11 protein-coding genes and 2 pseudogenes are annotated in these 15139 nt (G+C 44.2%); 9 read left to right on the top strand and 4 right to left on the bottom strand.

The window, feature by feature from the left end; all coding sequences use genetic code 11:
- Positions 1-107 precede the first annotated feature (107 nt).
- Entirely contained in the window at positions 108-833 is a 726-nt protein-coding gene (locus ACED41_RS05765; protein WP_061032742.1) for a DUF3581 domain-containing protein, read from the top strand.
- Positions 834-962: 129 nt separating this feature from the next.
- On the opposite strand, the gene ACED41_RS05760 is transcribed toward ACED41_RS05765, so the two are convergent.
- A complete protein-coding gene (locus ACED41_RS05760; protein ID WP_017066183.1) occupies positions 963-1424 on the bottom strand; it encodes an isoprenylcysteine carboxylmethyltransferase family protein in 462 nt (153 codons plus the stop codon).
- A 66-nt stretch (positions 1425-1490) separates the two neighbouring features.
- A complete protein-coding gene (locus tag ACED41_RS05755) occupies positions 1491-4526 on the bottom strand; it encodes an FAD-binding and (Fe-S)-binding domain-containing protein (RefSeq protein ID WP_171733459.1) in 3036 nt (1011 codons plus the stop codon).
- A 222-nt stretch (positions 4527-4748) separates the two neighbouring features.
- Between ACED41_RS05755 and ACED41_RS05750 the strand changes: the two genes are divergently transcribed.
- From ACED41_RS05750 to ACED41_RS05720, 7 genes and pseudogenes are all read left to right on the top strand, one after another.
- Positions 4749-5432, top strand: coding sequence for a DUF3334 family protein (locus ACED41_RS05750; RefSeq protein WP_017059770.1), 684 nt, complete (start codon positions 4749-4751; stop codon positions 5430-5432).
- 209 nt (positions 5433-5641) lie between these two features.
- A complete protein-coding gene (locus tag ACED41_RS05745) occupies positions 5642-6331 on the top strand; it encodes a DUF2786 domain-containing protein (RefSeq protein WP_017059769.1) in 690 nt (229 codons plus the stop codon).
- A 118-nt stretch (positions 6332-6449) separates the two neighbouring features.
- A pseudogene (locus tag ACED41_RS05740) lies at positions 6450-7017 on the top strand (tetratricopeptide repeat protein); the annotation flags it as partial.
- Between the two features lie 80 nt (positions 7018-7097).
- Positions 7098-7535, top strand: a pseudogene (locus ACED41_RS05735) (hypothetical protein); the annotation flags it as partial.
- Positions 7536-7700: 165 nt separating this feature from the next.
- On the top strand, positions 7701-7889 hold the full coding sequence (locus ACED41_RS05730) for a hypothetical protein (protein WP_017059767.1): 189 nt from the start codon (positions 7701-7703) through the stop codon (positions 7887-7889).
- Between the two features lie 343 nt (positions 7890-8232).
- Complete coding sequence (locus ACED41_RS05725; RefSeq protein WP_017055178.1) at positions 8233-8640, top strand: SulA-like leucine-rich domain-containing protein; 408 nt, start codon at positions 8233-8235, stop codon at positions 8638-8640.
- Positions 8641-8966: 326 nt separating this feature from the next.
- Positions 8967-10070 carry a phosphoribosylaminoimidazolesuccinocarboxamide synthase gene (locus tag ACED41_RS05720; protein WP_017055177.1) on the top strand — a complete coding sequence of 368 codons (1104 nt, stop codon included), beginning with the start codon at positions 8967-8969 and terminating at the stop codon, positions 10068-10070.
- Between the two features lie 166 nt (positions 10071-10236).
- Here ACED41_RS05720 and ACED41_RS05715 read toward each other — a convergent pair whose 3' ends face one another.
- Both ACED41_RS05715 and ACED41_RS05710 read right to left on the bottom strand, forming a co-directional pair.
- Positions 10237-10614, bottom strand: a complete 378-nt coding sequence (locus ACED41_RS05715) for a hypothetical protein (RefSeq protein ID WP_017059766.1) — start codon at positions 10612-10614, stop codon at positions 10237-10239.
- Between the two features lie 203 nt (positions 10615-10817).
- A complete protein-coding gene (locus ACED41_RS05710) occupies positions 10818-13196 on the bottom strand; it encodes a helicase-related protein (RefSeq protein ID WP_371724630.1) in 2379 nt (792 codons plus the stop codon).
- A gap of 183 nt (positions 13197-13379) precedes the next feature.
- On the opposite strand from ACED41_RS05710, the gene ACED41_RS05705 reads away from it, so the two are divergent.
- Positions 13380-15068 (top strand): NAD-dependent malic enzyme, encoded by a 1689-nt coding sequence (locus ACED41_RS05705; RefSeq protein WP_017059764.1) that lies wholly within the window; start codon positions 13380-13382, stop codon positions 15066-15068.
- Positions 15069-15139: the final 71 nt, after the last annotated feature.

Here is a 15139-nt window from a genome sequence, read left to right as displayed (position 1 = left end):
GTATTTATCTAATTGACTGATATATAAGCAAAGTTAACTGGATAGACCATTAGATCGAAGTTAGTTAGCTATAATCCACCCCAGATTTGATGACTAATAGCGATACTATGTTTCTGACACCTTACTTTTCTACTGAAGACAATCAATTTCAATTCACTCGTGAACAAGCTAGCCACTTTGCTAAAAAAGTAGCTGGCGATTTCAACCCGATTCACGATGAAGACAACAAGCGCTTCTGTGTACCTGGCGATCTTTTATTTGCAGTACTTCTGCAAAAAGAAGGCATCAGCCAAAAAATGCGTTTTGATTTTTCAGGTATGGTTGGTAACGGTATTGCGTTAAGCGTTGACAACAAGTGTGAAAAAGAGAGCTCACTTATCGATGCAAATGGTAAAGAGTACCTACACATGTCTTGTGAAGGTGAGAAGAGCCATGATCAAGCATTCATCGAGCACGTAGTAACAAACTACGTTAAGTTCTCTGGCATGAACTTCCCACACATCATGGTTCCTCTTATGGAAGAACAACAAATGATGATCAACTGCCAACGTCCTCTAGTGATTTACGAGAGCATGGAAGTTGAATTTACTCGCCTAGACCTGTCTCACCCAGAAGTTGAATTCTCTGGCGCGACTTTTGATGTTGAAGGCAAACGTGGCATCGTGACCCTGAACTTCGATTTCAAAGAAGACGGCGAAGTAGTAGGTAAAGGCGTGAAGCGCATGGTAGCAAGCGGCCTTAAGCCATACGACCAAGCTTCTGTCGACGACCTAGTAAACCGCTTCAACGAGCGTAAAGAGATGTTTCTAGCTCAATTCGCCGCTGCTGCTTAATCAGCATCCTTATTTACACATCTCGATGTAAATAAGCTCTAGAATAAGATCAATAAAGCCCAGCTTGATATCCTCAAGCTGGGCTTTTTTAGTACGTTCTCTGACTACACGAAGACACTCAAGTCAAAACTAAATCCAGCGTCTAACCTTTTGTTTGTAATCAACATATTCTGCGCCGAATAATTGTTCTAGTGCTCGCTCTTCGGGTTTGATTTGGAAGTAATTCATGTAGATTACGAAGCCAAAGCTAAGTAGTACACTGAAGATATTCTGGAAGAAGTAGCCAAAGCAAAATAGCAGGATGAACAACCCTAAGTACATTGGGTTTCGCGTGTAGCCAAAAATTCCACTGTCCACGACGGCTGAAGCGGTTTCTACTTTGATCGGGTTAACGGTGGTTTTCTGTTTTCGAAATTCCAATATACCGGATATTCCGATCACACCACTCAATGTGACTCCGATTCCTAACACAATCATTCCATAAGGCAATGCCAGTGTCCCTTGGCTCAACTGTTGAGCGCAGAAGTATGATGCTACGAATACAATAATGAACAGTGCAACTGGTGGTACTTTTAATTCTAGAAATTTCATACTTTTCCTTATTAACATTCCTTTGTTAGTTTAGAAAAAAGCCCAGCAATTGCTGGGCTAAATGTATTAGAGAATTTTTGCTAGCGCCTGTAATGGGTGAGCAAGCTTCTCACCTTCAAAACGCTTCACTTGGCTGCGGCAAGAATAGCCCGTCACCAAGCAACGATCTTTTGGTAAGTCCTGCATTTGAGGCTTCCAGCTTAAACCATATATGTCTTTCGACATTTGTAGCTTATCGACTTCGTGGCCGAAAGTTCCCGCCATACCACAACAGCCGACAGGAACGCTGGTTAACGCCGCCCCAAAGTGTTTGAAGATAGTACCCCACTCTTTTTCAGCGTTCGGCATTTTGGTTTTCTCAGTACAGTGAGCAAACAAGTACCACATATCTTCACTTGCTGAGCGTGCTTCGAACTCACCTAGCGATGGCATTAACCATTCATGCACAGTAAGTACATCAAAGTCGCCGCGCTTGTCACCTAAGATCTCGACGTATTCATCGCGGTAACAAAGCACAAGAGCAGGATCAACACCGACCAAAGGAATTCCGATATCCGCCACCATCGACAAGAAATCCGAAGTCGATTTCGCCTCACGTGCAAAACGATTTAAGAAGCCCTTGATGTGCAACGCTTTACCATTCGGTTTGAACGGCAGCAGTACCGGAGTTTTGCCAAGTTTTTGAGCCAGAGTGACGAAGTCTTCAATCACCTCGGCATCATAGAAGCTGGTAAACGGGTCTTGAACGATCAGCACATGCTGTTTCTTCTGTTCAGAAGACAAGCCTTCTAAATACTGTAAATCGAAGAGTTGCAGCTCTTTACTCGCTAGACGATTTTTGAGCGTAGGCACCGACATCAATGGTGCATCAACATAACCGACCGTTTTAGCTGTTGCCGTTTGGATCCACTTTTGACCCAATGCAGCGTTGACTACTTTTGGCGCTTTCGCCATCAGCGGCAGCATGGTTTCAATGTTGGCAACTAGATAATCTTTTGCAGGGCGCTGGTAACGCGAGTAGTAGATGTTCAAGAATCGAGAACGGAAACTTGGTACATCGACTTTGATCGGACATTGACTCGCACACGCTTTACACGCCAAACAACCGTTCATCGCCTCATGAACTTCATGCGAGAAATCGTACTCATGGCGTTTGTTCATCGTATTGCGAACACGCTCAATCATAGTCTTAACGGGTGTGTTGTCTTTCAACGCTTCTTGCTCAAGGTCGAGAATATCAACGCCTTGTTCAGTCAGTTGACGCAACCACTCTCTTACCAAGCCTGCGCGGCCTTTGGGTGAGTGACGTCGGTCAGCCGTAACTTTCATTGAAGGACACATTGGCGAGCTAGTATCGTAGTTGAAACACAAGCCGTTACCGTTACATTCCATTGCTTGCTTGAAGCTGTCACGAACTTGTACGTCGATCTGACGGTCGTAGAAACCACGCTTGGTATCGGTGACTTTCACCAATTCAGCGTCACTTTCTAAAGGCGTACAGATCTTGCCTGGGTTCATCTTGTTGTGCGGGTCGAATGCTGCTTTAATACGTCTTAATTCGGTAAACAGCTCTTCACCAAAGAAGTCTGGGCCATACTCAGAACGGAAACCTTTACCGTGCTCGCCCCACATTAAACCGCCGTATTTCGCCACCAGCTTAACCACTTCATCAGAGACTTCATGCATCAATGCTTCTTGCATCGGGTCACACAGATCCAATGCTGGACGAACGTGTAATACGCCCGCGTCAACGTGACCAAACATGCCGTAATTCAACTCTTTTGAATCGAGTAACACTCTAAATTCAGAGATGAAATCCGCGAGGTTTTCTGGTGGTACACAAGTATCTTCAGCAAAAGCGACTGGCTTAGCTCGGCCTTTCGCCGCACCTAACAGACCCACTGCTTTCTTACGCATGTTGTAGATTCGGCCAATGCTCGCCAAATCGCTACAAACTTGAAAACCAATCACGCCGGCTTCTTCGCTTTCAACCATGGTTTCAAGGCGTGCAGTCAGCGCTTGAACTTGCTGTTCAACTTCCGCTTCATCTTGGCCTGCAAACTCAACCATGTTGATGCCAAGCATCTCTTTGTTCGGAACATCAGTCAGCAAATCGCTCACGGTGTGCCAAACGATGTCTTGCTTCGCTAGGTTCAATACTCTTGAATCTACCGTTTCAACAGACAGTGCTTTCGCTTCCACCATGAACGGCGCATTACGCAGCGCAGAATCAAACGTGTTGTATTTCACGTTAACCAGTGTGCGCGCTTTTGGAATCTTGGTTAGGTTTAACTTTGCTTCCGTGATGAATGCTAAAGAACCTTCAGCGCCACATAGAACGCGAGTTAGGTCAAAGCTGTCATCTTGTTCGTTGATTGCATTCTTTAGGTCATAGCCTGTTAAGAAGCGATTCAGCGGAGGGAATTTATCTAAGATTTGAGCGCGTTTGTCTCGACAAACCGCCTCTGTCACCGTAAGTGCATGGTGAGCGAATTCACCCTCTACAGGTAAGCCGTGTGATAAATCAGATTCTAGACATGAACCATCTGCGAACACCGCTTGCAGCGACAATACATGGTCAGACGTTTTGCCGTACTTCAATGACCCTTGGCCCGAAGCATCGGTATTGATCATGCCACCCAAGGTTGCTCGGTTACTGGTAGAAAGGTCTGGAGAGAAAAAGTAACCATAAGGGCGAACAGCGTCGTTCAATTGATCTTTAACGACACCAGACTGAACTCTTACCCAGCCCTCTTTCTCGTTAATCTCAAGAACCTTATTCATGTATCGCGACAGGTCAACCACGACACCTTTTGTTAAAGATTGTCCGTTGGTTCCGGTACCGCCGCCACGAGGGGAAAAAGTCACGCGTTCGTAAGCGGATTTAGAAACCACTTTACCGATAAGCACAACGTCTTGCGTTGTTTTAGGAAGGATGACCGCCTGCGGCAATTGCTGATAGACACTATTATCAGTCGCCACAGCCAAACGGCTAGAATATTGAGATTCAATGTCGCCAGTAAAGCCCGCTGTTTTTAGTTCATCTAAAAAGCGTACGACAACTGGATCGACATCAGCATTGAGTTGAAGTCTTGGTAACATTTGCTTCCTGCCCCTACTTCGCTGATCCTATCAGCATTGGGTTATCTGAGATTTATAATAATTTTCTTTGAATTTCGTCACTTTACTACTATTAAGATCATATAAAAAGGTGATCAAATCAGAATCTCAGTGCAAGAATGGAGAAATAGTCACTTTCGTCTTAATTCAGTAACAATATACTGAATAACATTTTGTTTAAGACATCTCCACGAGCACATCACAATGAAAAAAAACAAAACAGTCACAACTGAAGATATCCTTCTTAAACTATGCCAATCAGTCTCAAGCGTACTGACTTCAGCGACGGCTTCTCAGGTGTCCTATTCAGCCATGGTTCAAAAGATCAACAAGACAAGCCTAAAGCCAGATTTTGGTTGCTTCGTTCTGTTTGACGGCGGCTTTTCTGGTCTCGTTGTTATTAATTTTACGTCCAAAGCAGCGCTAGAGATCTACACCAATTACATGCGCAATATGGGCATGCCTGAAAACGAGCTTGCTGTGCTTCATACTTCAGACGAAGTGGGTGATGTATTGGGTGAGTTGATGAACCAATTAGTTGGCGATTTCACCAATAAAATCCGCAAAGAGCTGCAAACCAACATCACACAAAACCAACCGAAAATGCTGGCTCTGAACAAGCAAGTTAACCTTTCTGTTGATACCAATCTCGACCGTCCACAAGCTCGTCGTGTGACCTTCTCTACCGCTAATAACAACATCTTCTACCTTGAGCTTGCGATGGATAAGACTGAGTTCATTCAATTAGAAGAATTTGAAATCGCAGAAGACGAATGTCCAGATAGCATTCTTGAGGCGACTCAGAAAAAAATGCAAGAAGCGAACAAGCCAGCTCAAAGCTCTGGCAATGATTCTGCGGCAGATCTACTCGATGAACTGGGTATCTAGTTTACGAATGCTCTAGACATATTGAAAAAACGTGTCACTAACGCCATCAATACGCTTGATGGCGTTTTTGTTTTTACCGCCAACTGGGCTCATGCAGTTCAATGTTCACCGCCTTCCTTGTTCATCAAACCAGTTTTGCCTTTCTGTTACCCGCGAAAACATGTAAAATGTTGGACTTTTAAAAATTTGCGGTACTGATTAAATTGTCGATGGATAAGAAAAAAGCCCTAAAGAAAATTGCCAAGTGTCTTGAGCTTGGAAATTCTGCGAACGTCAATGAAGCTGCCAATGCGATAAAAATGGCGCATAACTTGATGCTGAAATATGGTCTCGAAAAAGACGATATTGAATTTATCAAGATGGGGAAAACTCAGTCCAGTCACCTGTTACCTGCAAATATCAGTTCTACACTGCTGCGTGTTATTCGCGGTATCAACACCAAATTTGGCGTAGAAGCCGTATTGCTGAATCATAAAGGCCTCAAGCGTGTTGAGTTCATTGGTGAAGCCGACCGCGCGATCTTCGCAGCGTTCGCTTTCGATATCATTTATCGTGAACTGAATGAACACACCGGCCAATTCAGAAATAGCTTTGCTGGCTCTGGCACAGGGTCCTTAGAAGTGACACGCCGCGTGAACTCGTTTGTTTCAGGCTGGGTTGAAGGTGCGCTTGAAAAGCTACCAACCATTACTCCCGACGACGAATCAAACAACAAGATCAATAACTACATTGATAAAGAATTCAAAAATATCGACCGTGAAACGTTCAAGCAGCAACTGAGAGAAGCGATGAAAAACCTCACCGCCGATTATGAAGTTGGTTTGAAGAAAGGTCGTAAATTGTCTGTTAATCGACCAGTTGGCGGTACCCAGGCAGCTAAAAAGATAACTAAATCATAGAGCCGATGCACATTGGCTTAGGGTATTGATAGTGATTACTTTAGTCGTATCACTCGCCGAAGAAGATACGACTTAATTGACAACCACATATCGTATTAGACTTAACTATGAGGTCCCATTGTTTATCGTGTCCAATTTTCCCCCCTCATCATTTCTTAGAGCTCTATTTCTAGCCCTCATCTTTTCCACGATACCGTTGTCCACCACACATTTCGTGCACGCAGCAAGCAGTGATGAATTTTCACTAGAATCACAACCTCAAGATCCAGTTTCTCAATACCAATTGGCTCAAGCTTATGAATCGGGTGTCGACGTTCCTGTTAGCACCAGTGATGCATTGTATTGGTACACGCAGTCAGCAGAAAACGGCAACCCAAACGCGCAATTTAGACTGGGTGAATGGTACTTGGCAGGTACAGGTGTTGAACAAAGTAACAAGCTTGCTTTGGAATGGTTTATTAAAGCGGCGTTGCAAGGTAACCAGCGCGCACCTATCGAGGTAGCAAAACTCTACGAATCCTCGCTAGAACAAGACCTCCTTCAACCATTAGATAAAGCGCAGCTATGGTATGAAGCAGCCTTAAAAGATAATCCACAAGCAGAAGAGGGCTACAACCGCATTTTGGAAGCACAATTCAACCAGCAACGTGCAAAACAGATCTCTTCAATAGAACAGCTCGATGACAGCATCGACTCTGAAATAGACACCAGTCAGGGGGTATCTAAGCACGTTCAATCTAACCAAGCATCACGCTCTAACCTCTCCAGTTCTAACCTAACTAGCTCTGACTATATGATTGGTGCTGCGTTGGCCGTGTTGATTTCAATCATCAGCATTATTGCGACGCTCGTTATCTCAAGAAAAAGACAAGCTCTAAAGTCGGGTGATTCGCGACAGCAACAACAATCACTTGAAGCGCAGCTTAGCTCGAAGGACCTTACGATTAAGCAGCAAAAACGCCAGCTGCACACTATGTTCCACGAATTGAAGAAGCAGAAAAACAGCAAAGGTCTGAGTAATTTGCAGGTGGCCTGCGCGCTATTTGGCTACACACCTAGCTCAATCCCCGACCAGAAAAGCATCAAGATCCGATACAAACAGCTATCAAAGATCTACCATCCAGATGGTCACGGATGTGACGAAGAAATGAAACGTTTGAACAATGCGCTAAAAACCACTTTACAAAATGTTACAAAACCGTAAACAAACACACATCTTCATTTTCCTAGATCTCAAAGATATCGATTTTATTGGTGTTGCAATCGATCCCCCTCTCAAAAACGGGTAACAAACTATTAACTAATGGGTCTTACTTGTGTCATAATTTGCGCCGAAAATACACCTGACTTAAACAGGTGAGGAGAGAATATGTTCACAATAGAAGGCGTTTGTGATTGGTGCAAAAAGCCAAGCCTAGTTAAAAAGCACGACTACCTAGATGGTAAGTGTCATCATGCATGTAACGAGTGCAATGATATTGCAACCATTGATGTTCGCCAGTTCAATATTGGTGAAATGGAAATGAGAGCAAAACTCTCCCAAGCGACATTGAGATAAGCAACACCGTGAAATATAAGAAAGCGCCTAAGGCGCTTTTTTTGTGCCTGTGGTTTTAGATCTTCTTTCTTCTTTCTTCTTTGTTCTCTCTTCTATACAGGTATATACAGTACTTTTCTGCAAAAACCAGTGTATACACCTGTATAAAGCTCACATTTATTCAACTTATGATACAAAACAGCAGATTCATTCAAATTTAATTTATCGAATACTTTCAATGATTTAATCATTCACCATCCATAACCTCAGACGAAATCGTCCAATAATCCCGCAAAAAACGCTTGATCTTATAAGCAACTAAAACTACTGTATACACATACAGCATGTATATAAGGACAGCAAAATGATTCAAGCACACGTTAAAGCACAACACTCTAGCCCGCTAGTTCACTGCGCATTTACATCAGTTTCTCGTAAAAGCAAAAATTCAAACGAGGAAGCGTTGTTTGCAAGAATGGCGTTGCTGTCCAATCAACATCAGTGGTTACTGTTTACGGCTCAAACACCAAGACCATCGGCTAAGCAGCTTAAGCAACATAATGTTTGCTGCGACCGCGTTATTCATATGAAAGCCTCTCATCAAATGACTGAGGTAGAGACTGTCGAGAAAGCAATCCGCTCTAAGAATGCGAGCGCGATTGTTGCAAGTGCATCGATTGATCAGTTCAGCCAACAGTACCTAAGAACATTAGGGTTACGCTTTCAATGTGAAGTCTTCTTTATGGATGCAAATTCAGAGCGTATTCACTAAGCCACCTTGCTTAATAACATGTTGGCTTAATAACATTTTGGCTCAAAAACATGGTCCACAAACATAGCTTAATCTTTTAGCTAACAAACTTAATTTAACTTAAGAAACAATTCGCCAAAACACAGTCCAAACATACTGCCTTCCCCTGCCCTACAATTCGCCCATTTTTTAGCGGATTGTTAGGCGGGGGTTTTATTTAAACAACAGATTTAGCAATCGTTTGCTTTTTCTCTGGAAGCAAATAGTAGATTGGGTATAATGCCCGTCTAATCATGTGCACACCGCACTTCTCTGTATGACGTTTGATAAAAGATAGGAATGTCTAAATGAGCCTTGCTGATCAAGTTCTTGCCGTAAATGATGACCTACCAATCCGTACTGATAAACCTGTCCACAGTGGCAAGGTTCGTTCGGTCTACTGGTTAACTGAAGAAGATAGCCAACGACTAATTAAAGAGAAAGGCTACGATGTAGCACCAGATGCGCCTTTAGCAATCATGGTGATCAGTGACCGTATCTCTGCATTTGATTGTATCTGGCGTGGTGAAGGGAATCTTAAAGGTGTTCCAGGTAAGGGAGCGGCTCTGAATGCTATCTCTAACCACTGGTTCAAATTGTTTAAAGACAACGGACTTGCTGACAGTCATATTCTTGATATCCCTCACCCGTTCGTATGGATTGTACAAAAAGCTCGCCCAGTCATGATCGAAGCGATTTGTCGTCAATACATCACTGGTTCAATGTGGCGTGCATACGCAAACGGCGAACGTGAATTCTGTGGTATCGAGATGCCTGAAGGCCTTGAGAAAGACAAGAAGTTGCCTGAGCTACTGATCACGCCTTCAACAAAAGGGATTCTGAAAGGTATTCCTGGCGTTCCAGAAGCTGACGATGTGAACATCACACGCAACAACATCGAAGATAACTTCGCAGCATTCAACTTTACTCAAGCAAGCGACATCGCGCATTACGAAAAACTTCTTAAAGAAGGCTTCAACGTAATCAGCCAAGCGCTAGCAAAAGTAGACCAAACCTTTGTTGATACCAAATTTGAGTTTGGCTACGTCAACGATGCTCAAGGCAAAGAAAAGCTTATCTACATGGACGAAGTCGGTACTCCAGATTCATCTCGCATTTGGGATACTCAGGAATATAACAACGGCAACATCGTTGAGAATTCAAAAGAAGGCTTCCGTCAGTTCTTGCTTAACTACTTCCCTGATGCCGACATTCTTTTGAATAAAGAGCGTATGCCAGAACGTGAAGCATTGGCTCGTGACAATGAACTTCCACTGGATTCTCTAATGTCTCTGTCTCGCACTTACCTTGATATCGCAGCGAAAATCACAGGTGCGGAGATCGTACTGAGCGAAAATCCTAAGCAAGAGATCATCGATGTACTGCGCGCTGACTATGGTCTAATCGACTAGTCGCTTAATTGCTAATTGCTTAATCGCTTAATCTCAAAATAAAAAGCTCGAAAGCTAATAAGCTCGTAGACTCAAGTTTTAGATACTAAAAGGGCCTCAATATTTGAGGCCCTTTTTACGTGTACGTTTTTACTATTCCTCGAGAGAGATTATAGGCGAGCTGAAGTTACAGCTTAATCGTGAACTCTTCTCCAGAATTACCCGCAATCACTAAATGACTGCGCGATTCAATATACTCGATCTGCTCTTCTTCAAGTGAATATGGCATCACCACTTTGAGCTCATTGATCCCTTCCAGCTTAGCGAGCTTGAGTAAGGTAACAATGTTCGACTCATCACTTTTACGCGTCGACATTGATTTCAATGCCATCTGCCATAAACGATCCTCTGGGGTGCCCAACTCTTTAATGCTATCTCGCCAGACGGTACTGAACACTGGCGCAATTGTGGTGAGTGCTTCCAGAAAAGTCCATTTTTTACTGCATGAGGCGCCAAGAAATGTTGTGTAATCGAACTCTACACGCGTCTCTTCCTGTTTATCCATGATGTCCCCCGACACTTTGGCAACACAATATACTCAATATCTATCAACTCTTTCTTTATAGCAATAGGATATAGAAGAATAGTCTTTTATGACCTTTTGATTGGTTAAAAAGGCATATAAAAATCAAACTTGTAACAAAATAAGCACTGAAAAATCATATATGCATCTATTTGATTAATATTTTAGAGATAAAACTTATCCATCTATTTGATATCAATTATTCGACTCGCTTTTTTGAACTGAATACGCCAACCAGACCATGTCGGTAGCTCCCAACGTTTTGGCGATAACTTTCGGCTACCCGACTGATAATGGACGTAAATCAGCTTTCTTGCGGGCAAGTATTCAACATCGAGTTGCAAGTCGGCAAGGCTCAATGCAAACGGGTATTTTTCCGAAAATTCTGAGTAGAGCCAAGTTGGAATGCCATCGAACGGTATGTCTGCATGATCGAACATTTCCAATTCGCTGACATCAGTAACACCTAGTACTTCAAGCTGCTCTATAAACCATAGCTCAAAGTTAATGTTCTCAATTTCTGGTGTGTATTTAGTTTGTTCATCGAGACCAAGTTTCACATACAACTGCCAGTGTTTGATTTCTTGAGTGCGAGCCTTTGCAAAACCGGGAAGCTGCTCTCCATTTAACACAAGGTCGACGATAGGTTTTAACGATAGTTGCCCTTCAGCGGCGACGAGTTTGGTTGTAATCGTGCGGCCTGCGTACACCAATGCCATCTCGGTAAAAACACCATCATCATTCACAACGGTTTCGCCTTGCTCCCACTCTCCTAGTTCAGCATCAATGAGAAGCTCAAGAGGAATGGGTGTCGTGACCGTCGCTAAGGTCAGTGTTTGCTTAACGCCTCTTCCCGGCAAGCTGTGAGTATCCAACACCAACATCGCTTGTGCATTATCAGGGAAACGGTTCTGACGACCGAGCACCACTTCTAAAACACCATTGGCAAAGGCTTCTTTCCTTTTCAGTCGGCGCACAAACACCAGTTCAGGATGCAGATTCACAATGGTCTTGAGCAATTCAATGCGTTGGAAACGTGACGCGACTTCTAGCTGAGGAAGTTCAAATACCTCCCGCATTTGCTTCGCCAATCCTTGAGCTTCATTCAGAGCCTGTTGGTCGATGTCTAAATGCGGATATTCTCGACCGCGCACAATCTGAATCAACAGGCTTAAATCACACCCTTCCTTCTCTTGTTGCGCGAGCGCTTCAAGATGTTCTGCATTGTTTGGTAACTGATACAAGCGAGCAGGAACGGACAGCGCCGCAGTGAGATCAACCATCGCCTCTTTTAATGCTTTGGTTTTGATTCGAGTAACGATATCGGCATACAAAGCATCAATCGGCAACGGATACAGCTTTTTACCATGCTCGGTAACTTGATGGTCGGCGTTAATCGCTTCCATCGTCAGCAAGGTTTGAGTTGCACTGTTGAGTGATTTCTCTGGAATAGGGTCAAGGAAGGACAAGCTCTCAAGCGGAGATCCACAACATGCTGCGGCCAACATAGGTTCAGTCAGCTCTTCACGCTGCAATTCAGGCGGTGTGACTAACTCTAACGCCGCATGTTCACCATATAGACGCACGCAAACGCCATCCATTACCCTACCCGCGCGGCCAGCTCGCTGTTTGGCACTCGCTCGTGATATGGATTTAAGCATCAGTGTGGTTCTGCCATTACGCTGAACGGTGCGTCTCTCTAATCCTGAATCTATCACCACGCCAATGTCAGGAATGGTTAATGAGGTTTCTGCAACGTTGGTCGCAAGGATGACCTTTTTCAGGCCATTACCTTCAGTATTGATATTACGACCCGATAAGGCTGAATCTCGCTCTTTATCACTGACCGACGCATGCAATTTAACGACTTGGATATCTGGATTTTTCGCCAAGGCTTGTTCGCATTGCACGATCTCTTTTTTACCCGGCAGAAAAACCAACATATCGCCAGAAGAAGCGATCAGCTGATGATTCACTTCTTCCGCGATACGCTGCTCTAGATGTCGGATATCAGGCAGTGTTCTGGATTCATTCGCTCTGTGCTCAATCTCAACTTGATAGGTTCGCCCTTCACAGCTTATGCGATTCGCATCCAAATAATGAGCAAGGCGTTCACCCTCAATGGTTGCTGAAGTGATCACCAAACGATGACTCGCTTTTTGTTTCAGAATCGCCACCAGCAGATCAATGTCCCAGCGCCTCTCGTGAAACTCATCCACCACGATCACATCAAAACTAGCTAATCCATCTTCTGATAACCAACGCAGCGCGATACCGGGCGTCACAAAAACAACGTTAGTTTGCTCGTTGTATTCCGACTCAAGCTTAATCGCATAGCCCACTTTGCTACCCAACTTCTCGCCTGATCGCTGCGCGAGATATTTAGCCAGTGATGTACACGCGATGCGTCTTGGCTCCACCACTAACACTCGCCCATGTTGAGAGGCCCAAAGTGGCAGGCGCGTTGATTTACCTGATCCGGTTTCCGCCTCTACGACAAGGTGAGAATTAGCGATTTGTTCGTGGAATACGTTTTGATAAGCATCGATGGGAAGTAATGACATAAAATGGCGAGTAGCGAAAAAGTGTGAGCAAAGTATAACGAATTATCGTGTTGAAATTCGATAAGTGTGGGACAGAGGTAAGAATATCATTTTGTTTGCTCAGATCGCGGAGAAACTATTTACAATTGAATAACTAAACCGTTATCATTTTTTAGTTACCCTTTCTCCCATATTAGGCATCCAATGAACAACGATAAACGCCCTCTATATATCCCTTATGCTGGTCCTGCTCTACTAAGTACACCTCTTCTAAACAAAGGCAGCGCATTCTCTGCTGAAGAGCGCAGTTCTTTCAACCTTGAAGGTTTGTTACCGGAAACAACCGAAACAATCCAAGAGCAAGTAGGACGTGCATACAAACAATATTGTAACTTCGAAAGTGATATGGATAAGCATATCTACCTTCGTAACATCCAAGACACTAATGAAACGCTTTTTTATCGTTTAGTTCAAAACCACATCTCTGAAATGATGCCTATCATTTATACGCCAACAGTTGGCGCAGCATGTGAGAACTTCTCAAATATTTACCGTCGTGGCCGTGGTCTGTTTATCTCATACCCGAACCGCGATCGTATCGATGACCTACTGAATAATGCGACAAACCACAACGTTAAAGTTATCGTGGTTACGGATGGTGAGCGTATTCTTGGTTTGGGAGACCAAGGCATCGGTGGTATGGGTATTCCAATTGGTAAGCTAGCACTTTATACAGCTTGTGGCGGTATCAGCCCAGCTTACATGCTACCAATCGTGCTCGATGTGGGTACTAACAACCCTCAACGTCTTGCTGACCCAATGTACATGGGCTGGCGTCATCCTCGTATTACGGGTGCTGACTACGATGCATTCGTTGAAGAGTTCATCCAAGCGGTTCAACGCCGTTGGCCTGATGCATTAGTTCAGTTCGAAGATTTCGCACAAAAGAACGCAATGCCACTGCTTGAGCGCTACAAAGATCGCATCTGTTGTTTCAACGATGATATCCAAGGCACAGCAGCCGTAACGGTTGGTTCTCTACTTGCAGCATGTAAAGCAGCAAACAGCAAACTTTCAGATCAACGCATCACCTTCTTAGGTGCGGGTTCTGCAGGTTGTGGTATTGCTGAAGCTATCATTGCTCAAATGGTGTCTGAAGGTATCAGCGATGCACAAGCACGCTCTCAAGTTTACATGGTTGACCGTTGGGGTCTGTTACAGGAAGGCATGCAAAACCTGCTTGATTTCCAACAGCGTCTGGTTCAAACCAACGAAAACACCAAAGACTGGGAAAGCGATGGCACTGGTTTCTCTCTACTAGACGTAGTTCGCCACGCGAAACCAACCGTATTGGTTGGTGTGTCTGGTGCTCCAGGTCTATTCAGCAAAGAAGTCATCAAAGAGATGAACCTACACAGTGAACGCCCTATCGTGTTCCCACTGTCGAACCCAACAAGCCGTGTTGAAGCGACGCCAAACGACATTATTCGTTGGACTGATGGCCAAGCACTTGTTGCGACAGGTAGCCCATTTGAGCCAGTCGTTCACAACGGCACAACTTACCCAATCGCTCAGTGTAACAACAGCTACATCTTCCCAGGTATTGGCCTTGGTGTATTGGCTGTGAATGCTTCACGCATCACTGACGAAATGCTAATGGAATCAAGCCGTGCACTTGCTACGTGTTCTCCACTAGCAATCAATGGCACAGGTGCTCTACTTCCACCATTGGAAGAGATCCACACGGTATCTAAGAAAATTGCTCTTGCGGTAGGTAAAAAGGCGATTGAACAGGGCGTTGCTCTAGAGATCACTGAAGAAGCACTGCAACAAGCGATTGACCAGCACTTCTGGCAGCCAGTTTACCGTCGCTACAAGCGCACGGCATTCTAATAAAGCGTACTGCGCTTGGAATAAAGAGCGTTAACGACTCTTATATGAGCCTCTGCAATTGCAGGGGCTTT

It is taken from the genome of Vibrio sp. 1F255 (genome assembly GCF_041439145.1).
GTDB classification, from domain to species: domain Bacteria; phylum Pseudomonadota; class Gammaproteobacteria; order Enterobacterales; family Vibrionaceae; genus Vibrio; species Vibrio crassostreae_C.
Note: the sequence above shows the minus strand (reverse complement) of the source record. Positions and strands in the feature narration are given on the sequence as shown.